Genomic DNA, 15,611 nt, shown 5'->3' on the forward strand with positions numbered 1-15,611 from the left:
CGCGTCGAGTCGAGTACACCGGAACGGGGAGCGGAAGGAGCTGAACGAAACGCGGAGAGGCCCGGCCAGGAGGGTGTTCCTGGCCGGGCGGGATCCGAGTGGTGTTCGCTACTTGTGCGTGGACGCCGTCGCGCCCGGCGTGGTCGCGCACGTGATGTCGGTGCCCACGGGGTAGATCCCGTCCTTCTTGGCCTGGCCACCCTGGTACTCGTAGTACAGGTAGGAGTAGAACTCGATGCGCCGGCTGGGGCCGCAGGCCGAGTCCGCGGCGACGGCGTACGTCAGCTTGACCGTACGGCTGGCGCCCGGCACGACGGGGACGTTGTAGCGCACCGTGCCGCTCTGTGCGGAGACGTCGCACTGGACGGCGTCCCCGGTGCAGGACTTGAACGTGTACTTGAGCCCCGGGTCCTGCGAGGTGTTCCACGTGGGCTGTATGGACTGGTACACGAACTGCGTGTTCGTGCTCTGGTCGTTGGTGAAGGTCATGGTGATGGTGACCGTGGAGCCGGGCGTGGCCGTCGCCCTGTCGGTGGTGATGGCCATCGCCGGGGCGGCCGCGGAGGCGGGCTGGGCCAGGCCGGTCAGGCCGACGGCGCAGGCGAGGAGGGTGGACAGGCCGAAACGTCTGAGTGTGGTCGGTCGCATGGCCGAGGAGCGTAGGGAGGCGGCCGCCGTCTGGCAGCACCGCCCGCACAGGACCGGCCACGCAGTGCCCCCTCCACCTCACTCGCGTTGCTGGTGGAGTGCCTGATGCCCCGCCGGAGCAGGCGGACAGGTTGGCCAGGAAGTGGTGGATGGTGCGGCTGCGTAGGGAGGGAATCCGGCAGCGCTCCCCCCGGTGACGGGGCCCGGCGCCCCGTCCCTTACCGTCCCGTCATGAAGATCGTCACTCTCTCGGGCAGCCTGCGCGCCCGGTCGGCCAATGCCGCGGTGCTGCGCACCGCGCTGGATGTGTCGGGGGCTCCGGCACGGGCGGCCGAGATCGGCGCGCTCCCCCACTTCAACCCGGACGACGACGGCGAGGGCGCCGTCCCTCCCCCGCCCGTCGCGGCCCTGCGGAGTGCCGTCGCCGACGCCGACGCGGTGCTGATCGTCAGCCCGGAGTACGCCCGGGGCGTGCCCGGCGTCCTGAAGAACGCCCTCGACTGGCTGGTGAGCAGCGGCGAGTTCGTCGGCAAGCCGGTCGCGGTGATCACCGCTTCGCCCATGCCGGCCGGAGGGGACCAGGCCAACACCCAGCTGTGCGGCACGCTGGCCATGATGACGGCGGAGGTCGTCGCCGAGGCGTGCCTGTGCGTGGGCCTCGTCGCGGCGAAGCTCGACGGTACGGCCGACCGCGTCACCGACGAGCCGACGGTCGAGGCTCTGACCGCGGCCATGGCGGCCCTGCGGAAGGCGGTGCCGGGGGCGGCGTAGCGGCGGGGGCCGTCACCGGGCGCGGACCGACGGGGCGGGTCAGCCGGCTCGCACGTACACCGCGTCGTGCTGCGCAGCCGCAACCCGTGCCTCACGTCAGGCGGTCCGCCTTCGTCTCCGCCTCCCGGGCCGCCTGCCGGGCCGCCCGTACGACCTCCTCCGCCTCCCGCAGACGTCTTTGGACGTCTCGTTCGCTGTCCCGCGCCGCCTGGAGCACGGTGGTCAGTTCGTCCAGTCGCCGCTGGGCGTCACGCACGTCGCGCTCCGCCCGCCCGGCCTCGTCGTGGAGCCGGGCCAGATCCTCTTCGCAGGCCCGCAGGTCCCGGGTGGCTCGCTCGGCCTGCCGCTGGGCGCGGTCGCGTTCCTCGTGCCGTTGTGCCGCGCGGCGCGTCTCGCGCGCCTGGGCGAGGTCGGTGACGCCGGCCGCGCCGTCGTGGGCGGGCCCGGGCGGGGCGGGGGCGGGTGGCGCCGCGAGGCGTGCGGCGGCGTCGGGGGCCAGCCCCGGGAAGCCGGCCGCTGCGGCGAGCGGCCGGGCCAGCCGGCCGGCGGCCCACTCACGGGCGGCCGCGGCGTCCGCCAGCGCGGCGTGCAGCGTGTCCTCGACCTCCCGTCGCACGTCCTCGCCGACGGGGTGGCCCGCCTCGGCCGCCAGCTCGCCCGCCTGCCGGGAGAGGGCGGCGACCAGGACGCGCTGCCGGCGGCCGAGCTCGCGCAGCTGCCGTCCGTCCAGTTTCCGGTGGGCCTCGCGCAGGCCCTCGCCCAGCGCGGTCAGCGCCTCGGCCTCGTCGGGCCGCTCGCGCACCAGCAGGTTGCTCGCCCACGCCGCCAGCGTGGGGCGGCGCAGGGCCTTGACGTAGCGGGCGAGCTCGCGGTCGCCGGCCCGCAGGGCCTCGGCCGCCCGCCGGTCGCGGACGGCCGTGAACTCCTCCGGCCGCAGCCGGAAGAGCTCGTCGACGACGCTCTCCAGGTCCATGGCCGTCCGTCTTTCAGGTGAGGTCGGCGGACCGGCCGACAATTCCGGGTCCCGCCCTGGAAGAGGTACCAGTGGCCCACCGGGAGGAAGAACCATGCCGAACGACGATCTGAAGCGGTTCCTCGCCGCGCTCAGCCCCGCGAGCCGGGAGAAGGTCCAGCAGCTTCCGCAGGAGCGGCAGGACCAGCTGGCGGCGGCCTGGCGGACCGAACTCCGCGACGACACGGACCTGGACGCGCTGGACGAGCTGTCCCCCGCGGCCGGGGCGAGCGAGGCGGCGGAACGGGTGGTGCGCGACCTGCCGTGACCCGCTGGGGGAACGGCTCCCGGCCGGGGGCCGCGGGCCCGGTCAGCGCCCGTGCTTGCCCTTGGTGCTGTGGCGCACCTTCTCCACGGCGTCGCGGACCTCTCCCTTGGCCCGCTCCAGGCGGCCCACGTCCTGCGTGTGCTTGTCACCGGTGGCACGGCCCGTGGTCTGCTTGGCCCGGCCCTTCATCTTCTCGGCCTTCGCCTTGGCCTTGTCCTTGGCGCTCATGGTGCGGCACTCCCTGTCACGGCGGGCTGATGCTCGGTCCCCTCCGTCGTCGAGTGTCGTCCGCCGCCGGCCGGAGCGCACTTCGGCGTTCGGCCGAACGGGCTGTCGTGGGGCACCGGCCGGGTTTCCCGCCGGAGTCCGTGGAAACCCGAAACTTATGGTGCAATTCGGCTACACGATGATGACCGAGCAGGCCGGCCCCCGGGAGCTGGTCGCCCATGCCGTGGGCGCCGAGAAGGCGGGCTTCGACTTCTCCGTCATCTCGGACCACTACTTCCCCTGGCTGGCCTCCCAGGGCCACTCCCCCAACGCGTGGACGGTCCTGGGCGCCGCGGCGCAGGCCACGACCCGGCTGCCGCTGATGACGTTCGTGACCTGCCCGACCGTCCGCTACCACCCGGTCCTGGTCGCCCAGCAGGCCGCCACCGTCCAGCTGCTGTCCCAGGGGCGCTTCCGGCTCGGGCTGGGATCCGGCGAGCGGCTCAACGAGCACGTCGTGGGCGGCGGGTGGCCCGGCGTCGACGTGCGGCACGAGATGCTGGAGGAGGCGGTGGGGATCATCCGGGCCCTGTTCGAGGGCCGGACCCTCGACCACCACGGCCCCCACTACGACGTCGAGCACGCCAAGCTGTGGGACGTGCCCGAGACGGCCCCGCCCATCGGGATCGCCGTCTCCGGCGAACGGTCCTGCCGGCTCGCCGGCCATCTGGCGGACGTGGTCGTCGCCACCGAGCCGAAGAAGGAGCTGCTGGACTCCTTCGACCGGCACGGCGGGGCCGGCAAGCCCCGGATCGGCCAGCTGCCCGTCTGCTACGACACCGACCGTGACGCGGCGATCGAGCGGGCCCACGACCAGTTCCGCTGGTTCGGGCTGGGCTGGCCGGTCAACTCCGAGCTGCCCCACGACGGCGCCTTCGCCTCGGCGACGCAGTTCGTCGGCAAGGACGACGTCGCGGAGTCGATCCCCTGCGGGGACAAGACCGAGAACTTCGTCGAGGCCGTGCGGCCCTACGTGGAGGCGGGGTTCACCGAGATCGCCCTGGTGCAGATCGGCGGTGCCCACCAGGAGGGCTATCTGGACTGGGCGGCCGCCGAGCTGCTCCCCGCCCTGCGCGAACTCTGAGTCACCGGCCCGTACGCAGCCCAGGGTGCGGCCGGTTCACGCCGGCCGCGCAGCGGGGGCGGGCCGCGCGCCCGGCGGCGACGAGCAGGCGCACTCCGCCGGCGTCAGCCCGCGAGGCCGGTCGGCCCCGCACGTCCCACCGGCTCGGTCAACGCCGCACGTCGTCGGCCACCGCCTCGTCCAGGGCCGCCCGGACGAGCGCGGCGGCGAGCGCGGGGGCCTCCTCGCGCTCCACCAGCCGCGCCAGCCCGGCGGGCTCGGTCGGCAGCCCGAGACGCCCGGCGCCCTGCAGGGCCTTGCCGTCGAAGCGGGGGAACACCTCGGGCCAGACGCCCTGCACCTCGCGCAGGAAGATGTCGGCGCCCGCCGGGCCCAGCCCCGGGATCTCCTGGAGCACCGACCGGAGGGCGCCCGGATCGCCGTCCGCCTTCTTCCGCATGCGCCGCACGTCACCGCCGTAGTCGTCGAGCAGCAACCGCGCGCCGTCGCCCAGCTGGGTGGCGGTGCGCTCGTCGTAGCGCCGGTAGCCCCCCTCGCCCAGGGCGTCCACACGGCGCTGCCAGCCGGCCTCCGCCATCCGGCGCGGGTCCTTCAGACCGGCTTCCGCCAGGCTGCGCGCGGTGGCCACGGCGACGGAGGCCCGGATGCGGGCGCTGAGCAGGCAGGCCAGGACGAGCAGCCGGTAGAGCGGCTGGGGGGTGTCCCGCAGCCGGATCCCGGCCTCCTCGGCGTACGTCCGCCCGTGCGTCCGCAGCAGGGCCCGGACCGTCTCCCGGTCCCTGGCCGTGGTCCCCATGGCGCGCGCCGCCCGTCAGTTGAGCAGGCCCGGCCGGCGGGGGAAGCGGTGCCGGCCGAGGGCGGTCGCGAGGGCGTCGGCGAGGTCGCCCGGGGCGGTGGTGCCGTTGCCGGTGAGGACGCCGAAGTCCGGCGCCGACTCACCGAGGACGACCTCCTCGGGGAGCTTGGCCTCGGTCAGCAGCCGGGTGCCCTCACCGAGGACGGCGATCGGCTTGCCGTGCCGGTACGCCTCCTCGACGAACCGCACGGCGGCGGGGTCGGCCGCCAGCGCGGCGACGGCCTCCTTGCCGTCCGGGACGAGGACGGCGTCGTAGAGGACGGAGGCCATGGTGGGCAGCGCGCGGTCGACGTCGAGGCCGCCGCCGTCGGAGCCGCGGACGCTGCCGTCCTTGGCGGCGAGGACCTCGACGATCGCCCCCTGGGCGGTCAGCCGCTCGCGGACGGCGGTGACCTGGCCGGCGTCCGTGCCGTCGGCGGCGAGGACGGCGACCTTGCGGGTGCGGATGCCCTCGCCGAGCAGGTTCTCCTGGCTGAGGGCGGGCGAGGAGGCGGTGCTGACCCCGGAGACCGGTTGCGGGGCGGCCACGCCGACGCCGTCGGCGACCATCTCGGCGAGCTGGGCGTTGACGTTGGCCAGGTTGCCGACCATGCGCTCGCGCACCTGCGTGGAGCCGACCTTGCCGAGCTCGAAGCGGAAGGCCTCGACGATGTGGCGGCGTTCCCAGTCCGCCATGCTGTTCCAGAACAGGGCCGCCTGGCTGTAGTGGTCCTGGAAGCTGTCGCTGCGCACCCGGATCTTCTCCCCGTCGACGCGCTGGGCGTAGTGCCGGAAGACGCCGGCGCCGCCGCCGGCCCCGGCGTGGGCCGGGCAGCCGCCGCCCAGGGAGTTGGGGAAGTAGTTGGTGCCGGGGTGGATCACCTGCTGGCCGAAGCCGTCCCGGTGGTTGTGGTTGACGTCCGCGAGGGGGCGGTTGACCGGGAGCTGGCTGAAGTTGGGTCCGCCGAGGCGGATCAGCTGGGTGTCCAGGTAGGAGAAGTTGCGGCCCTGGAGCAGCGGGTCGTTGGTGAAGTCGATGCCGGGCACGACGTTCGCGGTGTGGAAGGCCACCTGCTCGGTCTCGGCGAAGAAGTTCTGCGGGTTGCGGTCGAGGACGAGCCGGCCGATGGGACGCACCGGCACCTGCTCCTCGGGGATGATCTTCGTGGCGTCGAGCAGGTCGAAGTCGAAGGAGAACTCGTCCTCCTCGGGGACCAGTTGCACGCCGAGCTCCCACTCGGGGTACTCGCCGGACTCGATGGCCTCCCACAAATCCCGCCGGTGGTAGTCGGGGTCCCGTCCGGCGGTGATCTGCGCCTCGTCCCAGACCTGGGAGTGCACGCCGAGCTTCGGCTTCCAGTGGAACTTCACGAACGTGCCGCGCCCGTCGGCGGTGACGAAGCGGAAGGTGTGCACGCCGAAGCCCTGCATCATCCGGAAGCTGCGCGGGATGGCCCGGTCGGACATCGCCCACATGAGCATGTGGGTGGTCTCCGGCTGCAGGGAGGCGAAGTCCCAGAAGGTGTCGTGCGCGGTACCGCCGGTGGGCATCTCGTTGTCCGGCTCCATCTTCACCGCGTGGACGAAGTCGGGGAACTTGATGGCGTCCTGGATGAAGAACACCGGCATGTTGTTGCCGACCAGGTCGTAGTTGCCCTCCCGCGTATAGAACTTCGTGGCGAAGCCCCGCACGTCGCGCACCGTGTCGGCGGAGCCGCGCGGGCCCTGCACGGTGGAGAAGCGGACGAAGACGGGCGTGCGGCGGCCGGCCTCGGCGAGGAAGTCGGCGCAGGTGTACTCGGTGAGCGGCTCGTAGGCCTCGAAGTAGCCGTAGGCTCCCGCGCCCCGGGCGTGGACGACGCGTTCGGGGATCCGCTCGTGGTCGAAGTGGGTGAGCTTCTCCCGGTTGTGGAAGTCCTCCAGCAGCGTCGGTCCGCGCGTTCCGGCGCGGAGCGCGTTGTCGGTATCGTCCACCCGCACGCCCTGGTCGGTGGTGAGCGCGTCGTGTTCGGGAGCGGCACGGAAGCGTGCGAGCTGCTGGTCCTTGGCGTCCTGCGCGGGCGGGTCTCCCCGGCCTGCTGACTGGTGGTGGGCGGACACGCGGGCACTTCCTTCCCTCGGGGGGCACTCGGTGGAGGGACGGCGTCCGTCGGCAGGCGCCGCTCGCCTCAGGCTCACCCGCGTTCCCCGGGCGGGCAAGCCGAAACCGGGCGGGACCGGGGCGGGTGCCGCGTCCGGACCGCTTCGAGTGGAAGCACCGGCGGCTCTGTGCGACGCTGCTGCTTGAGTCGTTTCGACTACGGGTGGTCATGGTGTGGGCCCGCGGATCGCGGGCACCCCGGACCGGAGGTTCCGGGGAATCACGAGGACCGGCCACCCGGCACGGCGGACGAAGCCGCCGCACCGGCCGCGCGTCGAGCGGCCGCCCCGCAGTGGGCGGCGCCGCCCCCGCCGGCGGCATCCCGTTCCCCAGAGCCGGCAGGCCCGCGCCGAACGCCCGGCGCGCGAAGGGCATCCGTCGTGGCGGCCGGCGAACTCCTCATCCGGCCCGCGTACGCGAAGGAGCGTGATCATGGACGAACGACGCTGGAACCGCGTGGTGGTCACCGGAGGGGCCGGGTTCGTCGGATCCCACGTCTGCGAGCGGCTGCTGGCCGAGGGTTGCGAGGTGTGCTGCGTCGACAACCTGGTCACGGGCTCCCGGGCCAACGTCGCCCGCCTCCTCCCCCATCCGGGCTTCCGTTTCGTCGAGGCCGACGTCTCGCGGCCGGACGGCCTGGCGGCGGTGTCCGCTCCGGTGGACCTCGTGCTGCACCTGGCGTGCCCCGCCTCGCCCGCCGACTACCTGCGCCTGCCCCTCCAGACCCTGGACGTGGGCAGCAACGGCACCCGCGCCGCCCTGGACCTGGCCCGCCGCGACGCCGCGCGCTTCCTGCTGGCCTCCACCTCGGAGGTCTACGGGGACCCGTTGGAGCACCCGCAGCGGGAGCAGTACTGGGGCAACGTCAACCCGATCGGGCCGCGCAGCGTCTACGACGAGTCCAAGAGGTTCGCCGAGGCGCTGGTGACGGCCTACCGGCGCACCCACGGCACCGACACGTCGATCGTGCGGATCTTCAACACCTACGGCCCGCGGATGCGCGCCGGTGACGGCCGCGCCGTGCCCACGTTCATCCGGCAGGCCCTGGACGGCGAGCCGCTGACGGTGGCGGGCGACGGCAGTCAGACCCGTTCCCTGACCTACGTCGACGACACGGTGGACGGCATCGTGGCCCTGGCCGCCAGCGGCCACCCGGGCCCGGTGAACATCGGCGGCGGCGAGGAGACGTCGGTGCTGGACCTCGCCCGGCGCATCGTCGACCTCACCGGCTCGGCGTCCGTCATCCGCTTCGTGGACCGGCCCGCCGACGACCCGGCGAAGCGCCGCCCCGACACGACCCTGGCCCGGCGCGAGCTGGGCTGGTCGCCCCGTGTGGACGGCGAGGAGGGGCTCAAGCGGACCGTGGAGTGGTTCGCGCGATCCGCCCTCCTGTGAACGGCGCGAGAGCGCTCGACGACCGCACGCCCGGCTGAACCGCCGGCCCGGCCCCCCGGCCGCGTACGTACGCCCGTTGGATCCCCGACGAGACACGGAGCACGGCATGCGCATCCTCGGAATCAACGCCCTCTTCCACGACCCTGCGGCCGCGCTGGTCGTCGACGGGCGGATCGTCGCGGCCGCGGAAGAGGAGCGGTTCTCCCGGCGGAAGCACGGCAAGCGCCCCGTACCGTTCGCGGCCTGGGAGCTGCCCCGGCAGGCGGCCGCCTGGTGTCTTGAGCACGCGGGCCTCACGCCCCGCGACCTGGACGCCGTCGGGTACTCCTACGACCCGGACCTGGCCCGGCCGGCCGGGGCCATGGGCCTCGACGACCCGTGGGACCACCTGCGGCAGACCTACGCCCGGGAGGCTCCCTCCTTCCTCGCCGACGCGTTGCCGGGCCTGGACGCCGAGCGGGTGCGCTTCGTCCCCCACCACGTGGCGCACGCCGCGTCCGCGGGGCTCGCCGCCCCGCACCCCGACAGCGCGGTGCTGGTGCTCGACGGGCGGGGGGAGTGCGCCTCGCACCTGGCGGGGCGCTACCGCGCGGGGACGCTGGAGGTGCTCACCACGCAGGTCCTGCCCCAGTCGCTGGGGCTGGTCTACGAGGAGCTGACCGAGCACCTGGGCTTCCTGCGCAGCAGCGACGAGTACAAGGTGATGGCGCTGGCGGCCTACGGCAAACCGCGTTTCCTGACCGAGCTGCGGGAGCACATGCACGCGACCGGGGACGGCGGCTTCCACGCGCACGCGGTGCCGTGGACGGCGCTCACCGAGCCGCGGCCGCCGGGCCAGGAGTGGACCCAGGACCACGCGGACCTGGCCGCGAGCACCCAGGCGTGCCTGGAGGAGCTGCTGCTGGACCTGGCGCGGTGGCTGCACGGCCGTACGGGTGCCCGGGCGCTGGCCATGGCCGGCGGGGTGGCGCTCAACTGCGTGGCCAACTCGCGGATCGCGGCCGAGGGCCCGTTCCGCCACGTGTGGGTGCAGCCGGCCGCCGGTGACGCGGGCACGGCGCTGGGCGCGGCCCTGCACCTGGCGGCGGAGCGGGGTGAGCCGGCCGCCCCGATGGAGGGCGCGGACCTGGGCCGGGGCTGGTCGGACGAGGAGCTGCGGGGCTGGCTGGAGCGGGCGCGGGTGCCCTATGAGCGGCCGCCGGACATCGCCGAGGCGGTGGCCGCGGAGCTGGCCCGCGACGGCGTCGTCGCCTGGTTCCAGGGCCGCAGCGAGTACGGGCCCCGGGCGCTGGGCCACCGGTCGCTGATGGCCCATCCGGGGCGGGCGGAGAACCTGGAACGGCTCAACCACGTCAAGGGGCGGGAGGAGTTCCGGCCGGTGGCGCCGATGGTGCTCGCCGACCGTGCGGCGGAGATCTTCGAGGGTCCGCTGCCGAGTCCGTACATGCTCTTCGTGCACGACGTGGCCAAGCCGTGGCGCGAGCGCATCCCGGCCGTCGTCCACGTGGACGGCACCGCCCGGATCCAGACCGTGGACCCCGCGCGGGAGCCGCTGGTGGCCCGGACGCTGGCCGCGTTCGAGCGGCGGACCGGGCTGCCGGTCGTCGTCAACACCAGCCTCAACACGGCGGGCCGGCCCATGGTCGACGATCCCCGGGACGCCCTGGAGTGCTTCGGCTCCGCGCCGGTGGACCTGCTGGCCATCGGCCCGTACGCGGTCCGGCGCGGGCGGGCCTACGGGGGCGGGGAGGAGACGTCATGAGCACCGCGGAGTCGCTGCCGTACGCGGTCGTCGTACCCACCATCGGCCGTCCGTGCCTCGTGGACTGCTTCCGGGCGCTGGCGGCGGCCGCCGGGCCGCCACCGGTCGAGGTGGTCGTCGTCGACGACCGGCCGGGGGCCCGGCACACGCGGGCACCGCTGCCCCTGGAGGAGCTGGGGGCTCTGCGCGGCCGCGCCCGGACGCTCCGCAGCGGCGGGCGCGGCCCGGCCGCGGCGCGCAACGCGGGCTGGCGGACGGTGGGCGCCCCGTGGGTGGTCTTCCTCGACGACGACGTGCGGGTCGGCGCCGCGTGGCGGGCGGAGCTCGCCTGCGAACTGGCCCGTGCGGCGGCCGACGTGGGCGGGGTGCAGGGGATCATCGAGGTGCCGCTGCCGGACGGGCGGCGGCCCACGGACTGGGAGCGCAACACCGCCGGTCTGGCCGGGGCCCGCTGGGCGACCGCGGACATGGCCTACCGGCTGGCCGCCCTGACGGCCGTGGGCGGCTTCGACGAGCGGTTCCCCCGGGCGTTCCGGGAGGACGCCGACCTCGCACTGCGGGTCATGGCCGCCGGCTGGAGGCTGGAGCCGGGTGCCCGGACGACCCGGCATCCGGTGCGGCCGGCGGACCGCTGGGTGTCGCTGCGCACCCAGGCGGGCAACGCCGACGACGCGCTCATGGTGCGGTTGCACGGCGCCGGCTGGTGGCGGCGGGCCGGGGCGCCGCGCGGAAGGCTGCGCGGGCACGCGGCGGTCACCGCCGCGGGGGTGGCGGCCGCGGCCCTCGCCCTGAGCGGGCGCCGGAGCGCGGGCGCGGCCGCCGCGGCGGGCTGGGCGCTGGGGACGGCCGAGTTCGCCCGGTCGCGGATCGCGCCGGGGCCGCGCACCGCGCGGGAGGTCGCGACCATGCTGGCCACCAGCGCCGCCATCCCGCCGCTGGCCGTCTACCACCGGCTGCGCGGGACGTGGCGGTACCGCGCCGCCCGGCCCCTGCGCGAGCCGTCGGTGCCGCCGCCGGTCGTCGAGGTCCCCGTACGGTCGGCGCTCCGGGAAGGACCGGTGCCGTGACCGGCGGCCGGCCGCCCGCCGCCGTGCTGTTCGACCGGGACGGCACGCTGGTCGAGGACGTCCCCTACAACGGCGACCCGGGCCGGGTGACCCCGGTGCCCGGGGCCCGGGCCGCCCTGGCCCTGCTGCGGCGGCACGGCGTGCGCACCGGTGTGGTCACCAACCAGTCGGGCGTGGCCCGCGGTCTGCTGACGATGGATCAGGTGCGTCGGGTGAACGAGCGGGTCGAGCGGCTGCTGGGGCCGTTCGACGTGTGGGCGGTGTGCCCGCACGGACCGGACGACGGCTGCCGGTGCCGCAAGCCGGCACCGGGCCTGGTCCTGGCCGCCGCGGGCGACCTGGGGCTCTCCCCCGCCCGGTGCGCGGTCGTGGGCGACATCGGCAGCGACATGGCGGCGGCCGCGGCCGCCGGGGCCCTGGGCGTGCTGGTGCCGACCTCGGTGACGCGCCCCGAGGAGGTGCGGCGGGCCGCGCACCGGGCGCCGGACCTCCTGGCCGCGGTGCGTGGCCTGCTGGGCGCCGGCCGGCCGGCGGAACGGAGTCCGCGGTGAAGGCGCTGGTGGCACGCCTGGACAGCTTCGGCGACGTGCTGCTCGCCGGGCCGGCGGTGCGCGCCGTGGCCGCGCGCGCCCGGCACACGACGCTGCTGTGCGGCCCGCGCGGCGCCCCGGCCGCGCGCATGCTGCCGGGGGTCGACGAGGTGATCGTGTGGGACGCGCCCTGGGTGGGCCTCGACCCTCCGGCCGTCGACCGCGGCGACGTCGGCCGCCTCGTCGAGCGGGTCGCGCGGCGGGCCCCGGACGTCGCCGTGGTGCTGACGTCGTTCCACCAGAGCCCGCTGCCCACGGCGTTGCTGCTGCGGATGGCGGGGGCCGGGCGCCTGGCGGCCGACTGCGAGGACTATCCGGGTTCGCTGCTGGACGTGCGGCACCGCCGTGCGCCGCACCGGCACGAGGTGCTCGCGGCCCTGGACGTGGCCGCGGCGGCGGGTTTCCCGCTGCCGGAGGGGGACGACGGGCGGCTGGCCGTGCGCCGGCCGCCGGCCCCCGACGCCCTGGTGGGCGGGGCCGGGTACGTGGTCGTGCACCCGGGCGCGGCGGTGCCCGCCCGGCGGTGGGGGCGGGAGCGGTGCGCGGCCGCGGTGCGGCTGCTGGTGCGCGCCGGCTACCGGGTCGTGGTCACCGGCGGCCGCGGGGAGCGCGGGCTGACGGCGGCCGTGGCCGCCGGGGGCGCCCTCGACCTGGGCGGGCGCACCGGCCCCGCCGAGCTGGCCGGGGTGCTGTCCCGGGCGGCCGCGGTGGTGGTCGGCAACACCGGGCCCGCCCACCTGGCGGCCGCCGTGGGCACGCCCGTGGTGTCGCTGTTCGCCCCCGTGGTGCCGGCCGAGCGGTGGGCCCCGTACGGCGTGCCCCATGTGCTCCTCGGCGACGAGCGGGCCCCCTGCGCCAGCAGCCGGGCCCGGGTCTGCCCCGTCGCCGGGCACCCCTGCCTGAGCGGGGTGTCGCCCGAGGACGTGCTGGCCGCCGTGGAGAAGCTGACCGGGCGGACGCCCGGTCTCGACCCCTGTCTGGAGCGGACGCCATGAGGATCCTGCTGTGGCACGTGCACGGTTCGTGGACGACGGCGTTCGTCCAGGGCCCGCACACCTATCTGGTGCCGGTGACCCCGGAGCGGGGGCCCGACGGCCTCGGCCGCGCCCGCACCTTCGACTGGCCTGAGTCCGTGGTCGAACTGCCGCCGGAGCGCCTGCGCGACGCCGACGTCGACCTGCTGGTCCTCCAGCGGCCCCACGAGTTCGACCTGGCCCGGCGGTGGCTGGGCCGGCGGCCGGGCCTGGACGTGCCCACCGTGTACCTGGAGCACAACGCGCCCGGCGGTCCCGTGCCGGACACCCGGCACCCGGCCGCCGGCCGGCCCGGGCTGACCGTCGTGCACGTCACCCACTTCAACCGGCTGATGTGGGACTGCGGCGCCACGCCCACCACCGTCGTCGAGCACGGCGTCGTCGACCCGGGCCCGCTGTGGACCGGCACTCTGGAGCGGGCCGCCGTCGTCGTCAACGAGCCGCTGCGGCGGGGCCGTACGACCGGCACCGACCTGCTGGAGTACTTCTCGCGGGCCGCACCGCTCGACGTCTTCGGCATGGGCACCGACGGCCTGGCCGAGCGGCTCGGCCTGGCGGCCGACCGCTGCCGGGCCGGGGAACTCGTCCAGCGCGACCTCCACGGCGCGCTGGCCCGGCGCCGGGTGTACCTGCACCCGGTGCGGTGGACGTCGCTGGGACTGTCCCTGCTGGAGGCCATGCACCTGGGCATGCCCGTGGTGGCGCTGGCCACCACCGAGGTGACCGAGGCCGTGCCGGCGGGCGCCGGCGTGGTCTCCAACCGGCTGGAGGTGCTGCACGACGCCGTCCGCGGCTTCCTCGCCGAGCCCGAGCGCGCCCGGGAGACCGGGCGGGCGGCGCGCGCGGCGGCTCTCGCCCGCTACGGGCTGCCCCGGTTCCTGGACGACTGGGACCGGCTGATCAAGGAGGTGACCCGATGAGGATCGCCATGGTGTCCGAGCACGCGAGCCCGCTCGCCGCGCTCGGCGGCCCCGACGCGGGCGGTCAGAACGTGTACGTGGCCCGGCTGGCCGAGCTCCTGGCCCGCCGCGGTCACGAGGTGACCGTCCACACCCGCAGGGACGACGCGGCGCTGCCCGACCGGGTGCCGCTGCCCTGCGGGGTGGTCGTCGAGCACGTACCGGCCGGCCCGGCCCGGGTGCTGCCCAAGGACGAACTCCTCGGTCACATGACCGAGTTCGGCAACCACCTCGCGCGGGTGTGGGACCGTGAGCGGCCCGACGTCGTGCACGCCCACTTCTGGATGTCCGGCATGGCCTCGCTGCTGGGCTGCCGGGGGCTGGGGACGCCCGTCGTGCAGACCTTCCACGCGCTGGGCACCGTCAAGCGGCGCCACCAGGGCACGGCGGACACCAGCCCGGCCGAACGCCTGGACGCCGAGCGGCGGATCGCCGCCTCCTGCGCCCGGGTGCTGGCCACCTGCTCCGACGAGGTGCGCGAGCTGGGCCGGATGGGCGTCGCCCCCGACCGCTGCTCGGTGGTGCCTTGCGGGGTGGACACCGAACACTTCGCGGCCCGCGGCCGGATAGCCCTGGCCCCGGGCCGGCGGGCCCGGCACCGGCTGCTGTGCGTGGGGCGCCTCGTCCCCCGCAAGGGCGTGGACCTGGCCGTGCGCGCCCTGGCCCGGATACCGGACGCCGAGCTGCTGGTGGCCGGGGGTCCGCCCAGGGACGGGCTGGTGCACGACCCGGAGGCGATGCGGCTGCTGGCGCTCGCCCGCCGGCTGCGCGTGGCCGACCGCCTGGTGCTGCTGGGGTGCGTGCCGCACGAGGAGATGCCCGCGCTGATCCGCAGCGCGGACGTGGTGCTGTGCACCCCGGTCTACGAGCCGTTCGGCATCGTGCCCCTGGAGGCGATGGCGTGCGGCGTGCCGGTGGTCGCCACGGACGTCGGCGGGCACCGCGACACCGTGGCGCACGGCGTGACCGGGCTGCTGGTGCCGCCGGGCGAGCCGGACGGGCTCGCCGGCGCGGTGCGCGAGCTGCTGGGCCACCCCGAGCGCCTGGAGTCCTTCGGCCGGGCCGGCCGGACGCGGGTGATCGCCCGTTTCACCTGGGATCAGGTGGCGGACGGCGTGGAGCGCGTCTACGACCGGGTCGCCGGCCCCGTCCCGTCAGGAGTGCCGCGATGACCGTCACCCGCACCACCACCCACGACGCCGCCCTGGCCGGCGGCGACCACTGCGGCCGGCTGCTGGCGGCCCTGGAACGGTTCCGCGCGCAGGAGGCGGCCGTCGCCCAGCGCTGGGGGGCGCACCTGGCGGCCACCCTCGCCTCGGGCGGCCGGCTGCTCGCCGCGGGCAACGGCGGCAGCGCCGCGCAGGCCCAGCACCTGACGGCCGAGCTGGTCGGCCGCTACCGCGAGGACCGGCCGCCGTTCTCGGCCCTCGCCCTGCACACCGACACCTCCAGCTGCACCGCCATCGTCAACGACTACGGGGCCGACGAGCTGTTCGCCCGTCAGGTGCGCGCCCACGCCCGTCCCGGGGACGTGCTGATCCTGCTCTCGACGAGCGGGGCCAGCCCGAACCTGCTGTGCGCGGCCGCGGCGGGCCGCGCGGCGGCCGCGGAGGTGTGGTCGCTGACCGGGCCCGCGCCCAACCCGCTGGCCGACCTCGGCGACGAGCGGCTGTGCGTGGAGGCCGCCACGACCGCGACCGTCCAGGAACTGCACCTGGTGGCGGTGCACATGATGTGCGACGCCTTCGACTCGGCGCTCGGCACCGGGCCGTGACCCGC

General features: G+C 75.6%; 16 protein-coding genes. 11 read left to right on the forward strand and 5 right to left on the reverse strand.

Annotation, left to right across the window (positions count from 1 at the left end; genetic code table 11):
- Positions 1-108 precede the first annotated feature (108 nt).
- Complete coding sequence (locus CYQ11_RS02430; protein WP_099198110.1) at positions 109-648, reverse strand: hypothetical protein; 540 nt, start codon at positions 646-648, stop codon at positions 109-111.
- Positions 649-879: 231 nt separating this feature from the next.
- On the opposite strand from CYQ11_RS02430, the gene CYQ11_RS02435 reads away from it, so the two are divergent.
- A complete protein-coding gene (locus tag CYQ11_RS02435; protein ID WP_099198111.1) occupies positions 880-1,419 on the forward strand; it encodes an NADPH-dependent FMN reductase in 540 nt (179 codons plus the stop codon).
- A 91-nt stretch (positions 1,420-1,510) separates the two neighbouring features.
- Here CYQ11_RS02435 and CYQ11_RS02440 read toward each other — a convergent pair whose 3' ends face one another.
- Positions 1,511-2,392 carry a coiled-coil domain-containing protein gene (locus CYQ11_RS02440; RefSeq protein ID WP_099198112.1) on the reverse strand — a complete coding sequence of 294 codons (882 nt, stop codon included), beginning with the start codon at positions 2,390-2,392 and terminating at the stop codon, positions 1,511-1,513.
- Between the two features lie 94 nt (positions 2,393-2,486).
- Between CYQ11_RS02440 and CYQ11_RS02445 the strand changes: the two genes are divergently transcribed.
- On the forward strand, positions 2,487-2,699 hold the full coding sequence (locus CYQ11_RS02445; RefSeq protein ID WP_099198113.1) for a hypothetical protein: 213 nt from the start codon (positions 2,487-2,489) through the stop codon (positions 2,697-2,699).
- Between the two features lie 42 nt (positions 2,700-2,741).
- On the opposite strand, the gene CYQ11_RS02450 is transcribed toward CYQ11_RS02445, so the two are convergent.
- A complete protein-coding gene (locus CYQ11_RS02450) occupies positions 2,742-2,927 on the reverse strand; it encodes a CsbD family protein (RefSeq protein ID WP_099198114.1) in 186 nt (61 codons plus the stop codon).
- A 157-nt stretch (positions 2,928-3,084) separates the two neighbouring features.
- Here CYQ11_RS02450 and CYQ11_RS02455 point away from each other — a divergent pair, with 157 nt between their 5' ends.
- Positions 3,085-4,050: an LLM class F420-dependent oxidoreductase gene (locus CYQ11_RS02455; RefSeq protein ID WP_099198115.1), complete on the forward strand. Its 966-nt coding sequence runs from the start codon at positions 3,085-3,087 to the stop codon at positions 4,048-4,050.
- A gap of 148 nt (positions 4,051-4,198) precedes the next feature.
- Here the strand turns inward: CYQ11_RS02455 and CYQ11_RS02460 are convergent, their stop codons facing one another.
- Both CYQ11_RS02460 and CYQ11_RS02465 read right to left on the reverse strand, forming a co-directional pair.
- Positions 4,199-4,846, reverse strand: coding sequence for an HhH-GDP family DNA glycosylase (locus CYQ11_RS02460; protein WP_099198116.1), 648 nt, complete (start codon positions 4,844-4,846; stop codon positions 4,199-4,201).
- 15 nt (positions 4,847-4,861) lie between these two features.
- Entirely contained in the window at positions 4,862-6,985 is a 2,124-nt protein-coding gene (locus CYQ11_RS02465) for a catalase (RefSeq protein ID WP_099198117.1), read from the reverse strand.
- 472 nt (positions 6,986-7,457) lie between these two features.
- On the opposite strand from CYQ11_RS02465, the gene CYQ11_RS02470 reads away from it, so the two are divergent.
- From CYQ11_RS02470 to CYQ11_RS02505, 8 genes are all read left to right on the forward strand, one after another.
- Positions 7,458-8,420 carry a UDP-glucuronic acid decarboxylase family protein gene (locus tag CYQ11_RS02470; protein ID WP_099198118.1) on the forward strand — a complete coding sequence of 321 codons (963 nt, stop codon included), beginning with the start codon at positions 7,458-7,460 and terminating at the stop codon, positions 8,418-8,420.
- Between the two features lie 106 nt (positions 8,421-8,526).
- Positions 8,527-10,182 (forward strand): carbamoyltransferase family protein, encoded by a 1,656-nt coding sequence (locus CYQ11_RS02475; protein WP_099198119.1) that lies wholly within the window; start codon positions 8,527-8,529, stop codon positions 10,180-10,182.
- The gene (locus CYQ11_RS02480; protein ID WP_104650947.1) at positions 10,179-11,249 is read left to right on the forward strand and encodes a glycosyltransferase family 2 protein; all 1,071 of its coding nucleotides are present in this window, start codon (positions 10,179-10,181) and stop codon (positions 11,247-11,249) included. The genes CYQ11_RS02475 and CYQ11_RS02480 overlap by 4 nt, the downstream gene beginning before the upstream one ends.
- Positions 11,246-11,800, forward strand: coding sequence for an HAD family hydrolase (locus tag CYQ11_RS02485; RefSeq protein ID WP_099198769.1), 555 nt, complete (start codon positions 11,246-11,248; stop codon positions 11,798-11,800). The genes CYQ11_RS02480 and CYQ11_RS02485 overlap by 4 nt, the downstream gene beginning before the upstream one ends.
- Positions 11,797-12,834: a glycosyltransferase family 9 protein gene (locus CYQ11_RS02490; RefSeq protein WP_099198770.1), complete on the forward strand. Its 1,038-nt coding sequence runs from the start codon at positions 11,797-11,799 to the stop codon at positions 12,832-12,834. Before CYQ11_RS02485 ends, CYQ11_RS02490 begins: the two co-directional genes overlap by 4 nt.
- Entirely contained in the window at positions 12,831-13,793 is a 963-nt protein-coding gene (locus CYQ11_RS02495) for a glycosyltransferase (protein ID WP_099198771.1), read from the forward strand. Before CYQ11_RS02490 ends, CYQ11_RS02495 begins: the two co-directional genes overlap by 4 nt.
- Positions 13,790-15,004, forward strand: a complete 1,215-nt coding sequence (locus tag CYQ11_RS02500) for a glycosyltransferase (protein WP_099198772.1) — start codon at positions 13,790-13,792, stop codon at positions 15,002-15,004. Before CYQ11_RS02495 ends, CYQ11_RS02500 begins: the two co-directional genes overlap by 4 nt.
- Complete coding sequence (locus tag CYQ11_RS02505) at positions 15,001-15,606, forward strand: D-sedoheptulose-7-phosphate isomerase (protein WP_099198773.1); 606 nt, start codon at positions 15,001-15,003, stop codon at positions 15,604-15,606. The genes CYQ11_RS02500 and CYQ11_RS02505 overlap by 4 nt, the downstream gene beginning before the upstream one ends.
- Positions 15,607-15,611 lie beyond the last annotated feature (5 nt).

The sequence above is a fragment of the Streptomyces cinnamoneus genome, assembly GCF_002939475.1.
GTDB classification, from domain to species: Bacteria; Actinomycetota; Actinomycetes; order Streptomycetales; family Streptomycetaceae; genus Streptomyces; species Streptomyces cinnamoneus_A.

Coding starts and splice junctions, on each gene's coding strand:
- CYQ11_RS02495 (WP_099198771.1), top strand. CDS start 12,831: ATGAGGATCCTGCTGTGGCACGTGCACGGTTCGTGGACGACGGCGTTC.
- CYQ11_RS02460 (WP_099198116.1), bottom strand. CDS start 4,846: ATGGGGACCACGGCCAGGGACCGGGAGACGGTCCGGGCCCTGCTGCGG.
- CYQ11_RS02450 (WP_099198114.1), bottom strand. CDS start 2,927: ATGAGCGCCAAGGACAAGGCCAAGGCGAAGGCCGAGAAGATGAAGGGC.
- CYQ11_RS02430 (WP_099198110.1), bottom strand. CDS start 648: ATGCGACCGACCACACTCAGACGTTTCGGCCTGTCCACCCTCCTCGCC.
- CYQ11_RS02435 (WP_099198111.1), top strand. CDS start 880: ATGAAGATCGTCACTCTCTCGGGCAGCCTGCGCGCCCGGTCGGCCAAT.
- CYQ11_RS02440 (WP_099198112.1), bottom strand. CDS start 2,392: ATGGACCTGGAGAGCGTCGTCGACGAGCTCTTCCGGCTGCGGCCGGAG.
- CYQ11_RS02455 (WP_099198115.1), top strand. CDS start 3,085: ATGGTGCAATTCGGCTACACGATGATGACCGAGCAGGCCGGCCCCCGG.
- CYQ11_RS02505 (WP_099198773.1), top strand. CDS start 15,001: ATGACCGTCACCCGCACCACCACCCACGACGCCGCCCTGGCCGGCGGC.
- CYQ11_RS02445 (WP_099198113.1), top strand. CDS start 2,487: ATGCCGAACGACGATCTGAAGCGGTTCCTCGCCGCGCTCAGCCCCGCG.
- CYQ11_RS02470 (WP_099198118.1), top strand. CDS start 7,458: ATGGACGAACGACGCTGGAACCGCGTGGTGGTCACCGGAGGGGCCGGG.
- CYQ11_RS02480 (WP_104650947.1), top strand. CDS start 10,179: ATGAGCACCGCGGAGTCGCTGCCGTACGCGGTCGTCGTACCCACCATC.
- CYQ11_RS02475 (WP_099198119.1), top strand. CDS start 8,527: ATGCGCATCCTCGGAATCAACGCCCTCTTCCACGACCCTGCGGCCGCG.
- CYQ11_RS02500 (WP_099198772.1), top strand. CDS start 13,790: ATGAGGATCGCCATGGTGTCCGAGCACGCGAGCCCGCTCGCCGCGCTC.